Annotated in this window: 20 protein-coding genes; 13 read left to right on the top strand and 7 right to left on the bottom strand. The window is 46.3% G+C overall.

Features of this window, described 5'->3' with window-relative positions:
• The first annotated feature begins 104 nt into the window (after positions 1-104).
• A complete protein-coding gene (locus tag C1S74_RS10150; RefSeq protein ID WP_038870043.1) occupies positions 105-1,022 on the top strand; it encodes a bifunctional GNAT family N-acetyltransferase/hotdog fold thioesterase in 918 nt (305 codons plus the stop codon).
• Here the strand turns inward: C1S74_RS10150 and C1S74_RS10145 are convergent.
• The 4 genes from C1S74_RS10145 to hslR all read right to left on the bottom strand — a co-directional run bounded on the left by C1S74_RS10145 (position 1,008) and on the right by hslR (position 6,619).
• Positions 1,008-3,185: an AsmA family protein gene (locus C1S74_RS10145; protein ID WP_045399456.1), complete on the bottom strand. Its 2,178-nt coding sequence runs from the start codon at positions 3,183-3,185 to the stop codon at positions 1,008-1,010. The genes C1S74_RS10150 and C1S74_RS10145 overlap by 15 nt on opposite strands.
• A gap of 174 nt (positions 3,186-3,359) precedes the next feature.
• Positions 3,360-4,988: a phosphoenolpyruvate carboxykinase (ATP) gene (pckA, locus tag C1S74_RS10140; RefSeq protein ID WP_038870046.1), complete on the bottom strand. Its 1,629-nt coding sequence runs from the start codon at positions 4,986-4,988 to the stop codon at positions 3,360-3,362.
• A 337-nt stretch (positions 4,989-5,325) separates the two neighbouring features.
• Positions 5,326-6,201, bottom strand: coding sequence for an Hsp33 family molecular chaperone HslO (hslO, locus tag C1S74_RS10135; RefSeq protein ID WP_038870048.1), 876 nt, complete (start codon positions 6,199-6,201; stop codon positions 5,326-5,328).
• Between the two features lie 31 nt (positions 6,202-6,232).
• A complete protein-coding gene (gene hslR, locus C1S74_RS10130; RefSeq protein ID WP_045399453.1) occupies positions 6,233-6,619 on the bottom strand; it encodes a ribosome-associated heat shock protein Hsp15 in 387 nt (128 codons plus the stop codon).
• Positions 6,620-6,872: 253 nt separating this feature from the next.
• On the opposite strand from hslR, the gene gspC reads away from it, so the two are divergent.
• From gspC to C1S74_RS10070, 12 genes are read left to right on the top strand one after another with little or no spacing between them, the layout of a single operon-like run.
• Positions 6,873-7,796 (top strand): type II secretion system protein GspC, encoded by a 924-nt coding sequence (gspC, locus tag C1S74_RS10125; protein WP_045399451.1) that lies wholly within the window; start codon positions 6,873-6,875, stop codon positions 7,794-7,796.
• A gap of 36 nt (positions 7,797-7,832) precedes the next feature.
• Positions 7,833-9,860 (top strand): type II secretion system secretin GspD, encoded by a 2,028-nt coding sequence (gene gspD / locus C1S74_RS10120; RefSeq protein ID WP_038870055.1) that lies wholly within the window; start codon positions 7,833-7,835, stop codon positions 9,858-9,860.
• Positions 9,853-11,355 (top strand): type II secretion system ATPase GspE, encoded by a 1,503-nt coding sequence (gene gspE / locus C1S74_RS10115; RefSeq protein WP_038870057.1) that lies wholly within the window; start codon positions 9,853-9,855, stop codon positions 11,353-11,355. Before gspD ends, gspE begins: the two co-directional genes overlap by 8 nt.
• The gene (gene gspF, locus C1S74_RS10110) at positions 11,355-12,575 is read left to right on the top strand and encodes a type II secretion system inner membrane protein GspF (protein WP_045399449.1); all 1,221 of its coding nucleotides are present in this window, start codon (positions 11,355-11,357) and stop codon (positions 12,573-12,575) included. The genes gspE and gspF overlap by 1 nt, the downstream gene beginning before the upstream one ends.
• Positions 12,576-12,635: 60 nt before the next feature.
• Entirely contained in the window at positions 12,636-13,079 is a 444-nt protein-coding gene (gspG, locus tag C1S74_RS10105) for a type II secretion system major pseudopilin GspG (RefSeq protein WP_005430189.1), read from the top strand.
• A 31-nt stretch (positions 13,080-13,110) separates the two neighbouring features.
• On the top strand, positions 13,111-13,716 hold the full coding sequence (gspH, locus tag C1S74_RS10100; RefSeq protein ID WP_038876993.1) for a type II secretion system minor pseudopilin GspH: 606 nt from the start codon (positions 13,111-13,113) through the stop codon (positions 13,714-13,716).
• A complete protein-coding gene (gene gspI / locus C1S74_RS10095; RefSeq protein ID WP_258070277.1) occupies positions 13,703-14,092 on the top strand; it encodes a type II secretion system minor pseudopilin GspI in 390 nt (129 codons plus the stop codon). Before gspH ends, gspI begins: the two co-directional genes overlap by 14 nt.
• 22 nt (positions 14,093-14,114) lie before the next feature.
• Entirely contained in the window at positions 14,115-14,777 is a 663-nt protein-coding gene (gene gspJ, locus C1S74_RS10090) for a type II secretion system minor pseudopilin GspJ (RefSeq protein WP_102848058.1), read from the top strand.
• On the top strand, positions 14,770-15,780 hold the full coding sequence (gene gspK, locus C1S74_RS10085; RefSeq protein ID WP_045399446.1) for a type II secretion system minor pseudopilin GspK: 1,011 nt from the start codon (positions 14,770-14,772) through the stop codon (positions 15,778-15,780). Before gspJ ends, gspK begins: the two co-directional genes overlap by 8 nt.
• Complete coding sequence (gspL, locus tag C1S74_RS10080; RefSeq protein ID WP_045399443.1) at positions 15,749-16,951, top strand: type II secretion system protein GspL; 1,203 nt, start codon at positions 15,749-15,751, stop codon at positions 16,949-16,951. The genes gspK and gspL overlap by 32 nt, the downstream gene beginning before the upstream one ends.
• Before the next feature lie 7 nt (positions 16,952-16,958).
• Positions 16,959-17,450, top strand: a complete 492-nt coding sequence (locus C1S74_RS10075) for a type II secretion system protein M (RefSeq protein ID WP_045399440.1) — start codon at positions 16,959-16,961, stop codon at positions 17,448-17,450.
• Between the two features lies 1 nt (position 17,451).
• Positions 17,452-18,213, top strand: a complete 762-nt coding sequence (locus tag C1S74_RS10070; RefSeq protein WP_038870071.1) for a type II secretion system protein N — start codon at positions 17,452-17,454, stop codon at positions 18,211-18,213.
• A gap of 288 nt (positions 18,214-18,501) precedes the next feature.
• On the opposite strand, the gene cysQ is transcribed toward C1S74_RS10070, so the two are convergent.
• The 3 genes from cysQ to nfuA all read right to left on the bottom strand — a co-directional run bounded on the left by cysQ (position 18,502) and on the right by nfuA (position 20,718).
• Positions 18,502-19,329 carry a 3'(2'),5'-bisphosphate nucleotidase CysQ gene (gene cysQ / locus C1S74_RS10065; protein WP_038870073.1) on the bottom strand — a complete coding sequence of 276 codons (828 nt, stop codon included), beginning with the start codon at positions 19,327-19,329 and terminating at the stop codon, positions 18,502-18,504.
• A 44-nt stretch (positions 19,330-19,373) separates the two neighbouring features.
• Positions 19,374-19,943 (bottom strand): ADP compounds hydrolase NudE, encoded by a 570-nt coding sequence (gene nudE, locus C1S74_RS10060; RefSeq protein ID WP_038876989.1) that lies wholly within the window; start codon positions 19,941-19,943, stop codon positions 19,374-19,376.
• A gap of 190 nt (positions 19,944-20,133) precedes the next feature.
• Positions 20,134-20,718: a Fe-S biogenesis protein NfuA gene (gene nfuA, locus C1S74_RS10055; protein WP_038870077.1), complete on the bottom strand. Its 585-nt coding sequence runs from the start codon at positions 20,716-20,718 to the stop codon at positions 20,134-20,136.
• Between the last annotated feature and the right edge of the window lie 67 nt (positions 20,719-20,785).

The raw sequence follows: 20,785 nt of genomic DNA, 5'->3' as shown, positions 1-20,785 counted from the left end.
GGTAACTCCAATATCATGGTCTAAGCTTTAAGCCCAAGCGAATTGAATTTGCTTGGATGTTTTCTCCTAAGGCTTTCATTTGATTTGTACTTTCAAGGATTGATATGTTCAAACTCATAACTCCAAAAACAGAAAATCAGCTCAATAAGTACTATCAATTTCGCTGGCAATTGCTACGTGAACCTTGGCGTATGCCGATAGGATCAGAGCGTGATGAGTACGATGGCATGAGCCATCATCGCATGATTACTGATAGTCGTGGCCGCCCTATGGCAATTGGTCGTTTGTACATTACCCCAGATAACGATGGTCAGATCCGCTACATGGCAGTGAAAAATAACCGTCGTAGCAAAGGCATGGGCTCATTAGTGCTCGTGGCGTTGGAATCTCTGGCGCGTCAAGAAGGCGCGAAGCGTTTGGTGTGTAATGCGCGTGAAGATGCGATTGCCTTCTACGAAAAGAACGGTTTTGAGCGAAGAGGTGAACTGACCGATGAACGTGGGCCGGTGCGCCACCAACAGATGGTCAAACACCTTGACCCAATGGCTGATGTACTTCGCCGTCCCGACTGGTGTACCGAGCTACAAGAACGCTGGGAAGCGCAGATCCCAATTGCAGATAAGATGGGGATCAAAATCAATCAATACACGGGTTACCAGTTTGAGTGTAGTGCACAGCTCAATCCAAACTTGAATCCGCATAACACCATGTTTGCAGGCTCTGCCTTTACTCTGGCGACGTTGACGGGGTGGGGTATGACGTGGTTGTTGATGAAAGAGCGTGGTTTGCACGGCGATATCGTGTTGGCAGACAGTTCGATTCGCTATCGCCATCCGGTTGAGCAGAATCCTGTGGCGAGTACCTCACTTGATGGTATTAGTGGCGATTTGGACAGGCTTGCGTCAGGACGTAAAGCGCGCATTGTTATTCATGTGGTGATTTACAGTGGTGACGTACCAGCAGTGGACTTTGTTGGTACTTACATGCTGCTACCGAATTACTCTAAGTTACTCAGCTGTTAGTGTTTCTTGTGGCGCGTCTGTGTTTGTAGATGCGCCTTTTTCAGATGTTAGGTCACGGCCTTGCGGCGCAGCGTTAGTTTCTGCCGCGCTTTCTTTAACTGGGCCTTTAGTCGAGTCTTCTTGATTAGAGATAAGTTGCTCTTCTGAGTGCACCGTTGCGCGAGGCTCTTCCTCTTCGAGCACTTCTTCGCTCAGTTCTTCTTCATGGTGTTCTAGATTAATTGCGTCAATCGTTTTGCTGCTTGTTACTTTCGATGAAGGCTTTTCTGATTCGATTGACTCAGTCTGCTTTGGCTTAATTGCACATTCATTGGTTTCGACGTCGCCACTCAATATGTCACCTTGAACTTTTCCACACACTTCTTTGAGCTGATAAATCACACCGCTCAGTGGGTTATTCGCCATATCAAACTCACCCGATAGGTTACCCGAAATGGCTTTGCCGGAAATGGTCACTGGCTGAAGCTTTACTTCGCCTCGCTGAGCTTGCAGTCGCAATGGGCTGAAAGTGACTGACTTTAGTGAATCGTCCGCTTGCGATTTCAAGGTGGTATCACGCAAGTTGGCTTCGACTTCTCCCGATAAGCTGTAAGAAAGCATGTTTTGATCGCCCGCCAATCCTTTTAAATCGAGACTTAAGTCAGAGAAACCATTGACCGCAAGTGCTGTTGGTAAGTATGGGTGAAGTAATTGCAGGGGAATACCATCTGCGTTGAGGTTTAGTGCCCATGGTTGACTGGTGGTACTGAGATCGATTTGCCCCAAGCCTTCGATATAGCCTTGCTCTAATGGCGCAAACAAACGCGTTAGCTGCCAGAAGCCATTTTCACTTTGTGTTGCGATCGCAGCATGCGATGAAAGGACTTGATCGTAACTGGCATTCACGACGCTTGCATCAAGCTTGCCATTCCAAATACCCCAGTGACCATTGCTGCGTTTTACTTCGAGCTGGTCACCCTCCAAATTCAAGCCAGAAAGCTGCCAGTAAGGTTGTTTGGATAACTGGATTACTTGACTGCGTTCAATCTCTAACTGCTTAACATCGACTTGCTGGAGCTTCTCTGTCGCTGTTTGCCACCAGTCGGTTTTATCTCCTGGATGGATTGCCCATTTTAATCCAGTGATGGTGGCGTTGTTAATTTTCCAATGCTCTGGCTCAAACTCGCCTGATATCTGAACGGTACCCTGTTGCCAATCTAAGCTTAGTTCTTGCAGTTGAATGGATCCTGGCTTGAATTGAGCATTCAAGCGAGGCTCAACCGCGGTTTGATCTTGGAAACTGACACTGTCTGCTTGCAGAGATATTTGTGCTGTTGTGTTCCACAATGACAATGGGAGAGAGGCATTTTCTACCGACAATTCTAAATTCTGCCAATGCCAATCTCCGTATTCCACGTCTGCATTCAGTAGGTCGAGGCTGTTGATGTGACTGATGTTAATCGGCAGAGCATGCCATGGTTTCGCTAACAAGGATTGTAATTGAGTGTTGTTGATTTTGAGCCTGTCAACAGTGACATTCACCAGCGACCAACCTTGTGGATAGTGCTCACCTTGGCCTGAAATCTCGCTGCCACGCCAATTGAACGACGCGCCGTAAAGGGTGCTGTCCTGTGTTTTATAATCGACATCGACCAAAACATTGTTAAAGGTCTCACCATTCCAGTACCACTGCTCGGCAGACAGTTGGATTGCACCGAAAGGAACGAGTTGGTCCTTGCCATTCCATTGTGGATCTTGGATTTGTAGACTCAAACCATTAATACTGAATGCGTCATCCGCGTAATCGAGGTTTTTTAGCGCCACCTGATGAAATTGGACATTTGTTAATTGAGGGAGAGTCGGCATGCCTTGTTGCAAGCTCAGACCATCAATAAGCAAACTATCGACAACCCATTTTCCATTGTGACGAACATCGGGGTTGAGCCAGACATCAACTTGTTCGATATAAGGCCATTGTTTATCTTTTGATGTGACGCCTTGCAGTTTCAGGTGGTAAGGAAATTCGTATTGGACACTTTCTGCTTGCAAAGGGAGCTCAATCGACTCTGATAGCAGGTTCCAGGTTTGTTTGGAGTACGAGGTCGTTAGTAAGGCGATAAAAGCAGTTGGTACCGCGATCGCCAATACGAATATAAGAATTAGAATTCGACCTGCTGCTTTCATCCTTGCCAAAACCTGTGCGCAAAATAATGGTTAACCCGATGAAGAGATGTCTCTTGAGCAACCTAGATAGGCTTAAGCTTGTATCAATCTGGGGTGGGATTCAATAAAAAGCCCCTCAAAAGAGGGGCTTGACGATTATTTTTGTAGCTAAGTCACGCAGACTTCGTTGATGGTTTAATCCAACTGAGGTCCTGCTGCCACCAAAGATTGGCCTTCAGCATTGTCAGTGTACTTATCAAAGTTGTTGATGAAGCGTTCTGCCAAATCTTTCGCTTTGCTTTCCCATTGAAGTGGATCTACGTAAGTCTCACGTGGGTCAAGGATGCTTGGATCGACACCTGGAAGTGAAGTTGGCACCTCTAGGTTGAAGATAGGAATATGCTTGGTTTTCGCATCTTCAATTGAGCCGTCAAGGATTGCATCGATGATGCCGCGTGTATCTTGGATAGAAATACGCTTGCCGCTGCCGTTCCAACCTGTGTTGACTAGGTAAGCTTCTGCGCCAGCTGCTTCCATGCGTTTAACCAGTACTTCTGCGTACTTAGTTGGGTGTAGGGTTAAGAACGCTGCCCCGAAACATGCCGAGAAGGTTGGTGTTGGTTCAGTGATGCCACGTTCTGTACCGGCTAGTTTAGCGGTAAAGCCAGACAAGAAGTGGTACTTAGTTTGCTCAGGAGTCAGTTTAGAAACCGGAGGTAGTACGCCGAATGCGTCTGCTGATAGGAAGATCACCTTATTCGCGTGACCGCCTTTTGATACTGGCTTAACAATGTTGTCGATGTGATGCAGTGGGTAAGAAACACGAGTGTTCTCTGTCTTAGACCCATCATCAAAGTCGATAGAACCATCACTACGAACTGTAACGTTCTCTAATAGTGCATCGCGGCGGATTGCGTTGTAGATATCAGGCTCAGCTTCTTTCGATAGCTTGATGGTTTTCGCGTAACAGCCACCTTCGAAGTTGAATACGCCGTCGTCGTCCCAACCGTGCTCATCATCACCAATCAGTGCACGTTTAGGGTCTGTAGATAGCGTGGTTTTACCTGTGCCAGATAGACCGAAGAAAATTGCTACATCGCCTTCTTCGCCCATGTTTGCACTACAGTGCATTGATGCGATGTCTTTCAGCGGAAGGAAGTAGTTCATCATGGCGAACATGCCTTTCTTCATTTCACCGCCGTACCAAGTACCACCGATCAGTTGCATACGCTCTGTTAGGTTGAACACCGTGAAGTTTTCAGAGTTCAGACCCTGTTCTTCCCACTTGTCGTTCGTGCACTTCGCACCGTTCATTACGACGAAATCAGGTTCAAACGTTGCTAGCTCTTCTTCAGTTGGGCGGATAAACATGTTTTTCACGAAGTGCGCTTGCCATGCGACTTCTGTAATCACTCGAATACTCAAACGAGTGTCTGGGTTTGCACCACAATAACCGTCAATCACAAATAGGCGTTTACCGGAAAGCTGGTTGGTCACGAGCTCTTTTAGATCGTCCCACACTTCTTTGTTGATGGCTTTGTTGTCGTTTTTCACTGCATCAGAAGTCCACCACATGTGCTCTTCTGTGGTTGCATCTTTTACGATGTACTTATCTTTTGGTGAGCGACCAGTGAAGATACCAGTGTCAACGGCAACCGCGCCGAGTTCCGTAACGACACCACGTTCATAACCTGTTAGGTCAGCACGGGTCTCTTCCTCGAATAGCATTTCGTAGCTTGGGTTGCGAACAACCTCTTTAACGTTGTGCAGTCCGTGTTTGGTTAGATCAAGTGTTGCAGCCTTTGTATGTTCCATAACGGTCATAGGTGCTCCTTATAAGGATTTTTGTAGGGATTTTGTAATAATGTTTTAATTTTTATCTGCTCACCATGCTAGCAACGGGGCGGGGAGAAAACAGGGATGTAGCTCAAAAATTATCCATGATTTCAGTAAGGTTTTAGGTAACCCGTCACATATCGGTACGAATAGTTTATCGTGCGCGCAAACCTTTGCGCTAGGCCAAAAGAATTATTAATTACTTAAAATTAAGCGGTTGCTTTATTACGTGTGAGGCTAGGTATTACGAGGGTTAGATCACAAAAAGGCCAGCGTAATGCTGGCCTTTTGAAAGGTAAATTACAGGCTTGCTAAGTTATGAAAATTAATGCAGGGTTTTCTTTTCAGGAGCCGCTTGCGCATAGAGTTCGGTAATCTCTGATTCATCAAATGAGTATGACGTGCCACAGTAATCACAATGTAAAGAAACTGATCCTTCTTCGGCCAAAATGTCATTAATTTCAGCACGGTCTACGGTAATGATTGCTGCACCACTGCGCTCACGAGAACAACCACAATGGAACTCGACTGGTTGAGGTTCGTAAAGACGAACGGTGTCTTGGTTATATAGACGGTATAGCAGTTCGTTCGCAGGTAGCGTGAATAACTCCTCGTTCTTCACTGTGTCTGTCAATTGCTCTAGGTGATCGAAATCTTCTGGTGCACCAGTGCCGTCTGGCATGATTTGAATCATCATACCTGCAGCGTGTGCTTTACCTTCGTGTTCACCAGTGCGGATCCATAGACGCGTTTTTAGCTGCTCAGAGTTTGCGAAGTAGCCTTCGATAACTTCAGCTAGTGTGTCACCTTCTAGGCCAACGACACCTTGGTAACGCTCGCCTTTTTTCGGTTCGATGGTGATCACTAGGTAGCCTTTACCCATCATCTCGTGCAGTGTCGCGTTGTCAGCGATATCGCCTTCCCAACGTGCAACGCCACGGATCTTTTGATCATGATCGCCATTGATTACTGCTAGAGAGACAGGGCCGTCACCTTGCAGCTGGATTGTGATTGAGCCTTCGAACTTCAAAGTTGCCGTTAAAAGTGTGGTTGAAACGAGTAGCTCACCCAACAGTTTTTGCAGTGCTGCTGGATATTCCTTGCTGGAGATAATACGTTGGTATGCTTCATCCAATTGTACCAACTCGCCACGAACTGAAAGGTCTTCAAATAGGTAGCGGTGTAAAACATTATTTGCCATGGAGTGCTTTCCTCGTCGGTAATTCCGGCGTTTATTGATGTTTGAACTTAATGATGTCGCGGCGCTGCTTTTTATCTGGGCGGCGTTCCGGACTAGGGTTGTGGGCGTTGAGTTTACGTTGTTTCGCGAACTCTTCGCGCTGATTAACACTGTCGTCAGTTTCGCGGTAGAGCGTTTGAGCGATGGGTGCGCCCATGCGACGATCAGAGATTTTTTCGATTATCACCGTTTTTTCTTCATTACCTTGACGAAGACGAATCTCAGCGCCCAACTCAACGGTTTTACTTGGTTTGCTTCGTTGCCCATTATAGTGGACTTTACCGCCATCGACCATATTACGTGCGATAGAGCGGGTTTTATAGAATCTGGCAGCCCACAGCCATTTATCTAGCCTTACGGCTTCATTTTCGGAACTCATAGAACTCTATGCTATCTAATCACTGCACTGATAGCGCAATGCTGGTGGATTATTCACCTACAGATGGTGCCAAGGCGTATTTTTTTCAAGGGAGTTGGCAAAAACTGCATAAGAAAAAGGTATGAAATATAAGTTGTGATATAGTTCACTGCTCTTTGTTGAGTAGTAATTTTATTGCAATTTTAGCAAGATAGAGTTGGCTGTCTTTATTTAGATTCAGGCTGACAGACGTAAGAATAAAGGAATCAATTCAGTGAAGCGTTTAGAGCTAAGTGCAGGATTATCAAGCAGCCCGCTACTGGCTCAGATCAAGTCCAACAATCATACCATTCAAGCGAAACTTAGTTTGCTACTTACTTGTCTATTTATTGCAATGACAGGTTGGATACTCGGTAAAGTGGTGTGGTTAGCAATGCCTCAAACTTCTGATGTGACTCAATGGAGACCGTCAGCAAGTGCTTTTGTGTCTGGTAGTAAAAAAGACGCGATTGATTTCAATGCCCTCCAAAATGCCAACTTATTCGGAAAGTACACCGAGCAAAAGCCGGTCGTAGTAGAACAGCCAGTTGTTCAAGATGCGCCTAAAACACGCTTAAACCTAACGTTAGTTGGTGCGGTTGCGAGTAGCAACGCAAAAACCAGCTTGGCGGTGATTGCCAACCGAGGCAAACAAGCGACTTACGGCATCGGCGAAGAAATTGATGGAACGCGAGCAGAATTAAAAGCGGTGTTGGTGGACCGAGTTATTATTGACAACCAAGGCCGAGATGAAACCCTTATGCTTGAAGGGATTGAATACAAAAAGCTGTCTGAAACTCGTCAGGCAACTCGACCACAAGCGGCGAAGGCAAACAAACCTTCTGCTGTGGGTGAAAAGTTAGATCAAATTCGAGCGGAAATCGCAAAAGATCCGCAGAGCGTATTTAAGTACATCAACATTTCTCCGGTTAAGAAAGACGGTGGAATTGTCGGCTATCGCGTCTCACCAGGTCGTGATGCGGCTTTGTTTAATGATGTCGGTCTAAAACCTGGTGATATTGCGGTGCAACTAAATGGGATCGATTTAAGTGACCCTTCATCTTCAGTACAACTGATGCAAGTGATGAACGACCCGCAAGAACTGAATTTGACTGTGGACCGTGATGGTCAGCAGTACGACATCTACATCCAATTGTAATACTTAGGCAACCAGCGTAAGTTCAGGGAGACATACGTGAAACATTGGTTTAGCAAAAGTGCTTGGTTACTTGCAGGGACTCTTCTCTGCGCACCGGGTGCGATGGCGAACGATTTTAGTGCTAGCTTCAAAGGCACTGACATTCAAGAATTCATCAACATTGTTGGTCGTAACCTAGAAAAGACCATCATCGTTGACCCGTCAGTACGCGGCAAAATCGACGTACGCAGCTATGACGTTCTAAATGAAGAGCAATACTACAGCTTCTTCCTTAACGTACTAGAGGTGTATGGTTATGCGGTTGTAGAAATGGACAACGGCGTACTTAAAGTCATTAAAGCAAAAGACTCAAAGACATCTGCCATTCCAGTCTTAGGTGACGGCAGTGCGAAAGGCGATAGTGTCATTACTCGCGTGGTCGCGGTTCGTAACGTATCGGTTCGCGAACTTTCTCCACTGCTGCGTCAGCTGATTGATAACGCGGGTGCCGGTAACGTAGTGCACTATGACCCTGCTAACATCATTTTGATCACAGGTCGTGCCGCGGTCGTAAACCGCCTTGCGGAAATCATTAAACGGGTTGACCAAGCGGGTGATAAAGAAATCGAATTAGTCGAGCTACGCAATGCTTCTGCTGCTGAGATGGTTCGTATCGTTGAGGCCCTGAACAAAACGACGAATCAAAAAAGTACGCCTGAATTCCTTGAGCCTAAAATCGTTGCTGATGAGCGTACCAACTCAATCCTGATTTCTGGTGATCCCAAAGTGCGAGCACGCCTTAAGCGATTGATTCGTCAACTTGATGTTGAAATGGCGACGAAAGGTAATAACCGCGTGGTTTACCTCAAGTATGCGAAAGCCGAAGACTTGGTTGACGTATTAAAAGGGGTGTCTGACAACCTACAAGCTGAGAAGCAAGCGGGTCAAAAAGGTGCATCAAGCTCACAACGTGGCGAAGTGGTGATTGCCGCTCACGAAGCGACCAACTCTTTGGTGCTGACTGCGCCGCCAGATATCATGATGGCGCTACAAGACGTGATTTCTCAACTGGATATCCGTCGTGCACAAGTTCTGATTGAAGCATTGATCGTTGAAATGTCTGAAGGCGACGGCATCAACCTTGGCGTTCAATGGGGTAACCTAGAAACAGGTGCGGTTATTCAATACGGCAACTCTGGAGCGTCAATTGGTAGCGTAATGGTTGGTCTTGAAGAAGCAAAAGATCAAACTCGAACTGAATACTACACAAACTCAGATGGTGAACGTACGCCATATGATGTTACTGAATCTGGTGACTACTCAACTTTGGCATCTGCACTTAGCGGTGTAAATGGTGCAGCGATGAGTATTGTAATGGGTGATTGGACAGCGTTGATCAGTGCTGTTTCATCGGATTCAAACTCAAACATTCTATCTTCTCCAAGCATTACAGTGATGGATAACGGTGAAGCGTCATTTATCGTTGGTGAAGAAGTGCCAGTAATTACAGGCTCGACAGCAGGGTCGAATAACGACAACCCATTCCAAACAGTTGACCGTAAAGAAGTAGGCATCAAACTGAAAGTGGTGCCTCAAATCAACGAAGGCGATTCAGTGCAACTGACTATTGAGCAGGAAGTATCAAACGTTCTGGGCGCGAATGGTGCGGTGGACGTACGTTTCGCGAAGCGTCAGTTGAATACCTCAGTGATGATTCAAGATGGTCAGATGTTAGTTCTGGGTGGTTTGGTTGATGAGCGTGCGTTAGAAAGTGAATCGAAAGTGCCGCTACTGGGTGATATTCCTGTCATTGGTCAACTGTTCAAGTCGACTAGCACGCAAACAGAAAAACGTAACCTTATGGTATTCATCAAGCCAACCATCATCCGCGATGGTATGACGGCTGATGGCATCACTCAGCGTAAGTACAACTTCATTCGTGCAGAGCAGCTTTATAAAGCGCAAGAAGGCTTGAAGTTGATGGATGACTCTAAGATTCCAGTCATGCCTGAATTTGGTGAAGATCGTAAACACCCTGCAGAAATTCAAGCGTTCATCGATCAGATGGTAAAGAATAATGGTTGATATGTTAGACACAGCGCCAAGCATGCGCCGTCTGCCATTCAGTTTTGCCAACCGCTTTAAACTGGTGTTGGAGACGGAGCACCCTGAGCGCCCTCCAATCCTGTATTACGTCGAGCCGCTCAACCCTGCGGCTTTGGTTGAAGTACGCCGTGTACTGAAACAAAACTTTATTCCTCAACCGATGGACAAAGAAGCGTTCGATAAAAAGCTAACTGAAGCTTACCAGCGTGACTCTTCTGAAGCCCGTCAGTTGATGGAAGACATTGGCGCAGACAGTGACGACTTTTTCTCATTGGCAGAAGAGCTGCCACATGATGAGGACTTGCTAGAGTCTGAAGATGATGCGCCCATCATCAAATTGATCAACGCCATGCTTGGTGAAGCTATCAAGGAAGGGGCATCGGATATTCATATCGAAACGTTCGAGAAAACCCTTTCTATTCGTTTCCGTGTCGATGGTGTATTGCGTGAAGTCTTAACCCCAAGCCGTAAACTCGCCCCTTTGCTGGTTTCTCGTGTAAAGGTAATGGCGAAGCTGGATATCGCAGAAAAACGCGTCCCTCAAGACGGTCGTATTTCTCTGCGTATCGGTGGCCGAGCAGTCGATGTTCGTGTTTCTACCATGCCTTCATCGCATGGTGAGCGTGTGGTAATGCGTCTATTGGACAAAAACGCAACGCGTCTAGATTTACACAGTTTGGGCATGACGCCATCGGTGCACGATAACTTTGGTCGCCTGATTCAACGTCCACACGGTATCATCTTGGTGACCGGCCCGACAGGTTCGGGTAAATCAACGACCTTGTACGCGGGCTTGCAAGAGATCAACAGCAACGAACGTAATATTCTGACGGTAGAAGACCCAATCGAATTCGATATCGATGGTATCGGCCAGACGCAGGTTAACCCGAAAGTCGACATGACGTTTGCGCGCGGCTTGCGTGCCATTCTTCGTCAAGACCCAGACGTGGTGATGGTTGGTGAGATCCGTGACTTAGAGACTGCACAGATTGCAGTGCAAGCGTCTCTGACTGGTCACTTGGTTATGTCGACGCTACACACCAATACGGCAGTGGGTGCTATTACGCGTCTACGTGATATGGGCATCGAACCTTTCCTCATTTCATCTTCATTGCTTGGTGTGCTTGCTCAACGTCTGGTTCGTACCTTGTGTTCGGACTGTAAAGAGCCTTATGAAGCCGATAAAGAACAGAAGAAACTGTTTGGTTTAGAAGAGCATGAATCTCTGGTTTTACATCGTGCGACAGGATGTGAAGTCTGCAATCAGAAGGGCTACCGTGGTCGTACTGGTATTCATGAACTTCTGATGGTGGATGAGCAAGTTCAGGAGTTGATTCACAGCGAAGCGGGTGAACAAGAAATTGAAAAAGCCGTCCGTCAGCATACACCAAGTATTCGTAGCGATGGCCTAAGCAAAGTGAGCCGTGGCATTACCTCACTTGAAGAAGTCATGCGAGTGACCAAGGAAGCGTAATGGCAGCATTTGAATACAAAGCGCTGGATGCGAAAGGCAAGCAGAAGAAAGGCACAATTGAAGGGGATAACGCTCGTCAGGTGCGCCAACGCCTAAAAGAACAGGGAATGATTCCTGTCGAGGTAGTGGAAGCCAAAGCAAAAGCGGCTAAGTCTTCAGGCGGGTCAGTCGGATTCAAGCGTGGTATCAAAACCGCAGAACTTGCACTGATCACACGCCAGCTTTCAACACTCGTTCAATCGGGTATGCCATTAGAAGAGTGTTTGAAAGCTGTATCAGAGCAAGCAGAAAAGCCACGTATTCGTACTATGATTGCCGCCGTGCGTTCAAAAGTCACGGAAGGTTACCCTCTGGCAGATAGCCTGGGGGATTACCCGCATGTTTTCGACGAACTTTACCTTTCAATGGTTGCCGCGGGTGAAAAATCCGGTCACTTGGACACGGTGTTAGAGCGCTTGGCTGACTACGTAGAAAACCGTCAGAAGATGCGTTCTAAATTGCTGCAAGCCATGATTTACCCGGTGGTATTGGTGGTGTTTGCGGTTGGTATCGTCTCTCTGTTGCTCTCTTCTGTTGTTCCAAAGATCATCGAACCTATCATTCAGATGGGGCAAGAGTTACCTCAATCAACGCAATTTCTTTTGTCTGCGAGTGAGTTTGTCCAAGAGTGGGGGCTGATCATCTTTATCGTGGTGGTGGTGCTCTTTTACGGGCTTAAGCTGGCACTACAAAAACCGAACTTTCGTTTAGCGTGGGATAGAAAAATCCTTAGCCTACCGCTGATTGGTAAGATTTCTCGTGGCTTAAATACGTCGCGATTTGCGCGCACGCTATCGATTTGTACATCCAGTGCTATTCCGATTTTGGAAGGCATGCGAGTCGCGGTTGATGTTATGTCTAATCGTTACGTGAAACAGCAAGTTTTGGTGGCGGCAGATAACGTAAGAGAAGGTGCAAGCTTACGTAAAGCATTGGATCAAACTCGTTTGTTTCCACCAATGATGCTGCACATGATTTCTAGTGGTGAGCAGAGTGGTGAGCTTGAGAGTATGTTGACTCGTGCTGCGGATAACCAAGATCAAAACTTTGAATCTACGGTCAACATTGCACTTGGCATTTTCACCCCAGTATTGATTGCATTGATGGCAGGCTTGGTACTTTTCATCGTAATGGCGACATTGATGCCAATGTTGGAAATGAATAACTTAATGAGTGGATAAAATTCGAGTTAAGCTGTGTCTACTGATGATATAGCTTGAATCTAACTTTCGGAGATAATAATGAAATTTAAGCGTAGTAAACAACAAGGCTTTACACTTTTAGAAGTGATGGTTGTTGTGGTTATCCTAGGTATTTTGGCGAGTGTTGTTGTTCCTAACTTACTTGGTAACAAAGAAAAAGCAGACCAACAAAAAGCGATCACCGATATTGTTGCATTAGAAAATGCACTGGATATGTACAAGTTGGATAACAGCGTTTACCCAACAACAGACCAAGGTCTTGATGCGTTAGTAAACAAACCATCTAACCCAGAACCACGCAACTACCGCGATGGTGGCTACATTAAGCGTCTACCGTCTGATCCATGGGGCAATGAGTACCAATACCTAAGCCCTGGTGACAATGGTACGATTGATATCTTTACTCTAGGTGCAGATGGACAAGAGGGCGGTGAAGGCCCTGCGTCGGATATCGGCAACTGGAACATGCAAGATTTCCAATAAGATAAAGTTCAAACCAGCACTAATGAAGCAAATGCAAAAACATCGTGGTTTTACATTAATAGAAATTCTATTGGTGCTGGTTTTGTTATCTCTTACCGCAGTCGCCGTAATAGCGACCCTGCCTACCAGTCAGAAAGATCTTTCCAAACAATATGCTCAAAGCTTTTTCCAGCGCTTACAGCTACTGAATGAAGAAGCCGTACTGAGCGGCAAAGACTTTGGTTTACGTGTTGATGATGTGAAATCCACTTACGTCTTGCTCAGCTTAACCCAAGATGGATGGCAACCATTGGAATTGAAACAGATTCCGAGTGAGACCAAATTGGAAGGCGATATTTCGCTGCAATTGGATCTTGGTGGTGGCGCATGGGACGATGACGACCGACTATTTGAACCCGGTTCTTTGTTTGATGAGGACATGTTTGCGGAAGAAGATGACAAAGAGAAAAAGAAAGTGAAGCCACCTCAGGTATTCATTTTCTCTAGTGCAGAAGTAACGCCATTTAGTTTGTCTTTCTTTCCTGAAGATGGCGACGCATTTAACGATGGTTGGCGCGTTATTGGCAAAGAAACCGGCGAAATCTTGTTACTAGAGCCTGGTGAAGAATTGGAAGACGACAACAATGCGACATTCTAAGCAAAGCCGTATCGGTTCTTCTTCGCTTCATACTAGAGGCATGACGTTGTTGGAAGTGTTGGTCGCATTGGCGATTTTTGCGACGGCGGCAATCAGTGTGATTCGCTCGGTGAGTCAACACATTAATACTGTCAGTTATTTAGAAGAAAAAATGTTTGCAGCCATGGTTGTGGATAACCAAATGGCCAATGTGATGCTCTCGACTGAAAAACTCAAAGCTAAAAAAGGCACTGAAGAGTTAGCGGGGCGAACTTGGTATTGGAAGGTAACTCCTGTTGCCACCGCGCAGCCATTGCTGAAAGCATTTGATGTCAGTGTCGCAACTGAAAAAGAAGCGAGTCCTGTTGTGACGGTGAGAAGCTATGTTGCGGAGTAATAAGCGATATAAGGCATCAAGTATGAAATCGAATCGAGGCTTTACCTTGATTGAGGTGCTCGTCTCGATTGCTATTTTTGCGAGCTTAAGCGTTGCTGCCTATCAAGTGGTCTCGCAGGTGCAACGCAGTAATGTGTTATCGCAAGAACGTACGCAGCGTTTGAACGAGTTGCAACGTGCAATGGTGATGATGGATAACGATTTCCGTCAAATGGCCATGCGTCAGATGCGAACCAATGGCGAAGAGCCATCAAAGCAGTTGTTGTTTTGGTCGGAATACCTGCTTGATTCGGATGCGAAAGGCGTGATGTTTGCGCGTTTGGGGTGGCACAATCCCCAGCAGCAATTCCCACGTGGTGAAGTCACGAAAGTTGGCTATCGCATTAAAGATGAAGTTCTACAGCGTGTATGGTGGCGTTACCCAGATACACCCGTTGGACAAGAAGGTATTGTGACACCGCTTCTGACTCAGGTCGAAGAATTTGATATGCGTTTCTACGATGGCAAAGCGTGGAAAAAAACATGGGAAAGTAAGCAAGAGTTACCGAAAGCGGTTTCTGTTGTTTTGAAACTCAAAGACTACGGTGAGATCAGCCGTACTTACTTAACCTCTGGAGGCAAGATCAGCGCCTCTGGGCAAGATGACTCATCCAATGATGAATCCTCCGGAGGCAATAATGGCTAAACGACAGCGTGGTGTAGCGCTTATTATTGTTTTAATGCTGCTAGCGATTATGACGACCGTTGCAGCAAGTATGTCTGAGCGATTGTTTTTGCAGTTTCAGCGAGGCGCAAACCAGATCAATTACCAACAGGCGTATTGGTATAGTTTGGGGGTTGAGGCGTTGGCTGAAATTGGTATCGAACAGAGCTACGAAGACAGCGATACCATTAATATGAGCCAGCCTTGGGCAATTAAAGAACAAGTGTATCCGCTAGATTATGGTCAAGCGGCCGGACGCATCGTAGACAAACAAGCTTGCTTTAATATGAATGTATTAGCGAGTGTTCAGCCATCGGGTGACTCGACAAATCGTCCTTACTTGGTGCAAGTGTTCCAGCGCTTGATGGAAGAGATGGACGTGGAACCATACCAAGCGGAAGTGATTGCTGATTCGACTTGGGAGTACGTCGATAGCGACAGCACAGTGCGCTCCGCTGCAGGTGTAGAAGACAGCACTTATGAGGCAATGAAGCCTGCGTATTTACCACCCAATGGCCTGATGGCTGATGCCAGCGAACTGAGAGCGGTATATCAAGTCACGGGTGACATTTATCAGAAGATCGCACCGATGATTTGTGCTATTCCCACAGACGATTGGCGTTTGAACGTAAATACTATTGAAGTCGAACAAGCGCCGATCTTAGTCGCGATGTTTTCTCCTGGCTTGAGTTCTAGTGATGCGGTGCAGTTAATTGAAAAGCGCCCTTTCGATGGTTGGGATAGTGTTGATGAATTTTTAGCTGAGTCAGAATTAGCTGGCTTGAGCGATGATGTAAAGAAAAATGCTAAAGGCTATTTAGGAGTCGATAGCTCCTTTTTTGAATTGGACGCACAAGTACTGGTGGATGAATCCCGAGTACGTATCCGTAGTCTTTTACAAAGTACAGATAGAGAAACGGTGACTGTCGTTCGCCGTCGTTTTGGAGGAATCAGTGAGCGAGTTTCTGACCGTTCGGCTGAGTAGCGAACAACAAAGTACCATTCCATGGTTGGTGTGGTCGACACAACAGCAAGACGTGATTGCCAGTGGTGAACTCGCCGGATGGGAACATCTGGATGAGTTGGCGTCTTACGCTGATCAGCGACAAGTGATTGCCTTGTTAGCCAGTAATGATGTTGTGCTGACAGAAGTAGACATCCCGCCGGGTGCTGCTCGTCAGTTTGATAGCATGCTGCCTTATTTGGTGGAAGATGAAGTCGCACAAGACGTGGATAACCTGCATTTCACAGTATTAGACAAGCAAGCAGAGAAAGCGCAAATTTGTGCTGTTGAGCGTGCTTGGATCCAAACCATTTTGCAGCGTTTTTCCAGTCAAGGTATTGTAATTAAGCGTATCCTTCCTGATGTGCTGGCGTTGCCTGTGCATGAAGAAAACAGCTCTGCGGTTGCGTTGGGTGAGCAATGGCTAATTCGTCATTCTAATACTCAAGGTGCGGTGGTCGATGCGTCGTGGCTAGATTTATACCTTTCTGCTTATCTGCAAGCGAATGAAGGATGGAAACTTGATTGTTACAGTTCGATTCCTGAATCTTCACTCCCAGAGGCTTGGGTCGCAAAGCCTGAAGAAATGGCGATGGCACTACTTGCTAAAGGTGTTACTGAAAGCAAGGTCAACCTATTAACGGGTAGCTTCAAGCCAAAATCGTCTTGGGGTAAGTACGTAAAAGTCTGGCAAAAAGCTGCTATCGCTGCGGGTGTGCTATTGGTTGTTCTTGTGGGGCAGCAATTGCTGGTGGTCCATAAATATGAGGCGCAAGCACAAGCCTATCGTGAAGAAAGTGAACGCATTTTCCGCCAAATTTTCCCGAACAAGAAGCGAATTCCAACGGTCAGTTACCTGAAGCGTCAGATGACCGATGAAGAGCGTCGTCTTTCTGGTGGTACAAGTGAAACAGCAATGCTGTCTTGGATAGCGGCACTGCCAACGACACTGGGTCAGGTTACAGATCTAGAGATAACCAGCTTTAAATACGATGGCCAACGCGGTGAAGTACGCATTCAAGCAAGCAGTTCAGATTTCCAACCGTTTGAGCAAGCGCGTGTGAAATTGGCAGAAAAGTTCACTGTTGAACAAGGTCAGCTGAATCGCAACGGAAATGTTGTGATAGGCAGCTTTGTACTAAAACGTTTGTGAGGTGATGATGAAGAATTTAATCGCTCAGGCTCAAACTTGGTGGAATAGCATCTCACAACGTGAACAACGTTTGGTGATGGGTGGTGGTGTGATTGCCATTATCGGAATGATTTATTGGGGGCTACTACAGCCAATGAATCAACGAGCTGAACTCGCTCAGACTCGAATTCAGTCAGAAAAACAGTTGTTGAATTGGGTGCAAGACAAGGCTGATGATATTACTGCTCTACGCAAAAGTGGTGGAGTCAGCTTCTCTAATCAACCTCTGAACCAATTAGTTTCTTCTTCTGCTCGTCGTTACAAAGTGGAGCTGATTCGAGTTCAACCACGTAATGAAAGTGTTCAAGTTTGGATTAAGCCATTGGCATTTAACCAGATGGTGGATTGGTTGCGTTACCTAAAAGAACAACAAGGTATTGAGGTGGAATTTCTCGATATCGATCGTACAGACCAAGCAGGCATGATTGATGTGAACCGCCTGCAATTTAAGCGAGGTTAAGGTGAAGCGAGCAATACTTTACGTTGTTATATTCATAGCCTTTTTCTCCACAAGTTTGATTGTTGGTTTGCCTGTTTCTTGGGTGCTTCAACAAGTACCGACGGTAAGAGGGTTAGAGATTCAAGATGCCCAAGGCTCTGTGTGGCAAGGCCGTGCTTCTAACATCAGCTGGCAGCGTCAAAATCTCGGTGAGGTAAATTGGGATTTCCAACTATCAAGCTTATTCACTGGTAAAGCGGAATTCGCCGTACGTTTTGGCCGTGGAAGTGATATGGACGTTCGTGGTCGTGGTTTGGTTGGTTATAGCCTAACTGGTGGTCCATACGCTGAAAATTTGGTTGCATCGATTCCGGCTGCCAAAGTAGTGGAGCAAGCGCGTATTCCTGTGCCAGTTGGTGTTGATGGTCAGCTTGAGCTCAATATCCGTCATGCGACTTACGCGGCACCTTGGTGTAAAACGGGTGAAGGTACACTAGTTTGGAATGCGAGTGGCATTCAAAGCCCGCTCGGTAGCCTTGAACTTGGCCCTGTGATTGCCGATCTGAACTGTAAAGACAGCGTACTATCGGCATCAGGTGAGCAAAAGAGCAAGCAAGTGTCCGCAGCGTTTTCTGCCGAGTTGATGCCAAATCAGCGCTACTCTACCAAAGCGTGGTTTAAACCTGGGGCGGAGTTCCCATCAGGGATGAGTGACCAACTGAAATGGTTGGGCAACCCGAACGCTCAAGGCCAATACGAGTTTGATTACAAAGGGCGTTTCTAGTCAGTTTTAGAAACCATCCCATTATTGAAGAGCTGCTAATGTGCAGCTCTTTTTGCTTTTAGATCATAGTAGGCCAAGCCTGCTATTCGCTGTACAGGAAATTCAGTTGGTTATTTGCTTTTTGTCTAACTTTATGATTTTTAAGTAAATGATATGAGTGTGTACAGTTGGGTGAGTACTTAGAACATGGTAGGCTAAATGCTCCTATCGCTGTACAAAAGATAAAAAGAAAGGCCACGAAGTCGATTCGTGGCCTTTTAAAATCTAGCTATGCAGTTTGGATTGTGATCAATCTTTGCGTTGTAGAATCTCGTCCCAAGGTAAGTCAGCATCGCCCAGTACGATGAAGTTCGGATTTTCTAACGTCTCGCGCTCGTTGTAAGACAGCGGCTCAAGTTGCGTGCTGAGAATACGTCCGCCCGCTTCTTCAACAATACACTGCGTAGCCGCAGTATCCCACTCGCCAGTTGGACCTAGACGTAAGTAACAGTCCACAGCACCTTCAGCGACAAGGCATGCTTTAAGTGCGGCAGAGCCGAGTGGAATTAAATCGTAGTTCCAAGCACTGCTCATACGGCTGGTAATACGGTTGATGTCTTGACGACGACTGATTGCGATTGCGATGTTTTGTCCCGGTTGTTCATGCTTGTGGGTATGAATTTTCACACTCTCTGACATGTCTGGGATCTTCCAGGCACCTTTGCCATTGTAAGCATAGTAAGTTACGCCAGAAACTGGACCGTAAACTACTCCCATGGTTGGCTTGTTGTTGTCGATCAGAGCAATGATGGTCGCGAAGTCACCACTGCGTGCGATGAATTCTTGTGTACCATCAAGAGGGTCAACTAACCAGTAACGTTCCCACTGTGCGCGTTGTTCTAAGCTAATGTCCGCTGCTTCTTCTGAAAGCACGGGGATATCAGGTGTCAGCTCGCTTAGGCGTTCTGTAATTAGCTTATGTGCTGCAATGTCGGCACTGGTGACCGGTGTCTCATCACTTTTGATGTAGGCTTCGTACTGCTTTTTTTCGTAGATATCTAAAATCAATTGTCCTGCACTACGCGCGATCTCGATGACTTGCGGGAGCAGGTGAGATAAATCTTTTGTCATTGGCATAAGTAATGGTCCTTTCTCACAATTATGGCTCGGCTCTTTGACCGTTATTGGTTTTGGTTGTGAGTGGTGTTTTGTAAGTGTTTTAGTGCCAACATCAACGCCGTGATGCTTCTTGCTTCACAAAAATCCAAGTGCGTTAATAGTTCTTCGGCTTGAGCAAGTGGCCAGCGAACAATTTCTAATGGTTCTGGCTCATCACCTTCTTGTTTTTCTGGGTAAAGGCTTTGTCCTAAGAACAAGGTCATCTTGCTGGAGAAATAAGAAGGAGCAAGGATGACTTGTTTGAGTGGTGTTAGCGCGTTAGAGCCAAAACCAATTTCTTCTTTAAGCTCACGATTTGCCGCTTGATGCGGAGTCTCCCCTGGGTCAATCAAACCTTTCGGAAAGCCGAGCTCGTAGCGTTCTGTGCCTGCTGCGTATTCGCGTACGAGCAGTAAATCGCCTTGCTCCGTAACAGGAACAACCATTACAGCATCGCGCCCACTTGGTTTCATACGCTCGTAGGTACGCAACTCACCATTAGAGAAGCGAAGGTCTAGGGCTTCCACTGCAAACAGTTTAGATTGTGCGACCGTCTGACAAGAGAGTATCTCTGGTGGGGTCCTTTTCGACATAACGCTGGCTCCTATGTGTCGTTGGCTCTTTAAAGCTAATGAGATTTCTTAATATATGAGAAGAAGGCTCGAGTTTCTAGCGTGATGATTCAGCTTCGTTCGATTGAAAACAAAAATGGGAAGCAAACGCCTCCCATTTTTCGTCAATGTACACTTTTACTGGCTCTCAAAGCCGAGTTCTTTTGAACGTTTAGTAGTAAGAGTGATCACCACGGTCATGTTCTGTTGCGTCGCGAACCGCTGTCAATTCACCAATGAATTGGTTCAGTAGTTCTTTCTCGATGCCTTCTTTTAGTGTCACATCAACCATTGAACAGCCGTTACAGCCGCCACCGAATGCAACGATAGCGATACCGTCGTCAGTGATTTCAACAAGGTTTACGTGACCACCATGACCTGCTAGCTGAGGGTTCACTTGAGTTTGGATTACGTACTCTACACGCTCTACTAGAGGTGCGTCGTCAGACACTTTGCGCATTTTTGCGTTAGGTGCTTTAAGCGTCAGTTGAGAACCCATTTTGTCTGTTACGAAATCGATTTCAGCATCTTCCAGGAAAGGTAGGCTTAGCTCGTCAACGAAAGCAGAGAAACCGCTGTAAGGGATTTCGGTGTCAGTGCCTTCAATGGCTTCTGGTGGGCAGTAAGACACGCCACACTCTGCGTTTTGTGTTCCTGGGTTTACAACGAAAACTCGAATGTTAGTACCTTCAGGTTGTTGGCCTAAAAGGTTGGCGAAATGCGTTTGCGCAGTTTCTGTAATAGTAATATTTGACACGACGAATACCTGAGTAAATTTGTAGGCTATTGCTGCTATTCTACTCCTGTTACCGCCTTGGTCTAGT

The sequence above is a fragment of the Vibrio hyugaensis genome (assembly GCF_002906655.1).
In the GTDB taxonomy this organism is placed as follows: domain Bacteria; phylum Pseudomonadota; class Gammaproteobacteria; order Enterobacterales; family Vibrionaceae; genus Vibrio; species Vibrio hyugaensis.
Note: the sequence above shows the minus strand (reverse complement) of the source record. Positions and strands in the feature narration are given on the sequence as shown.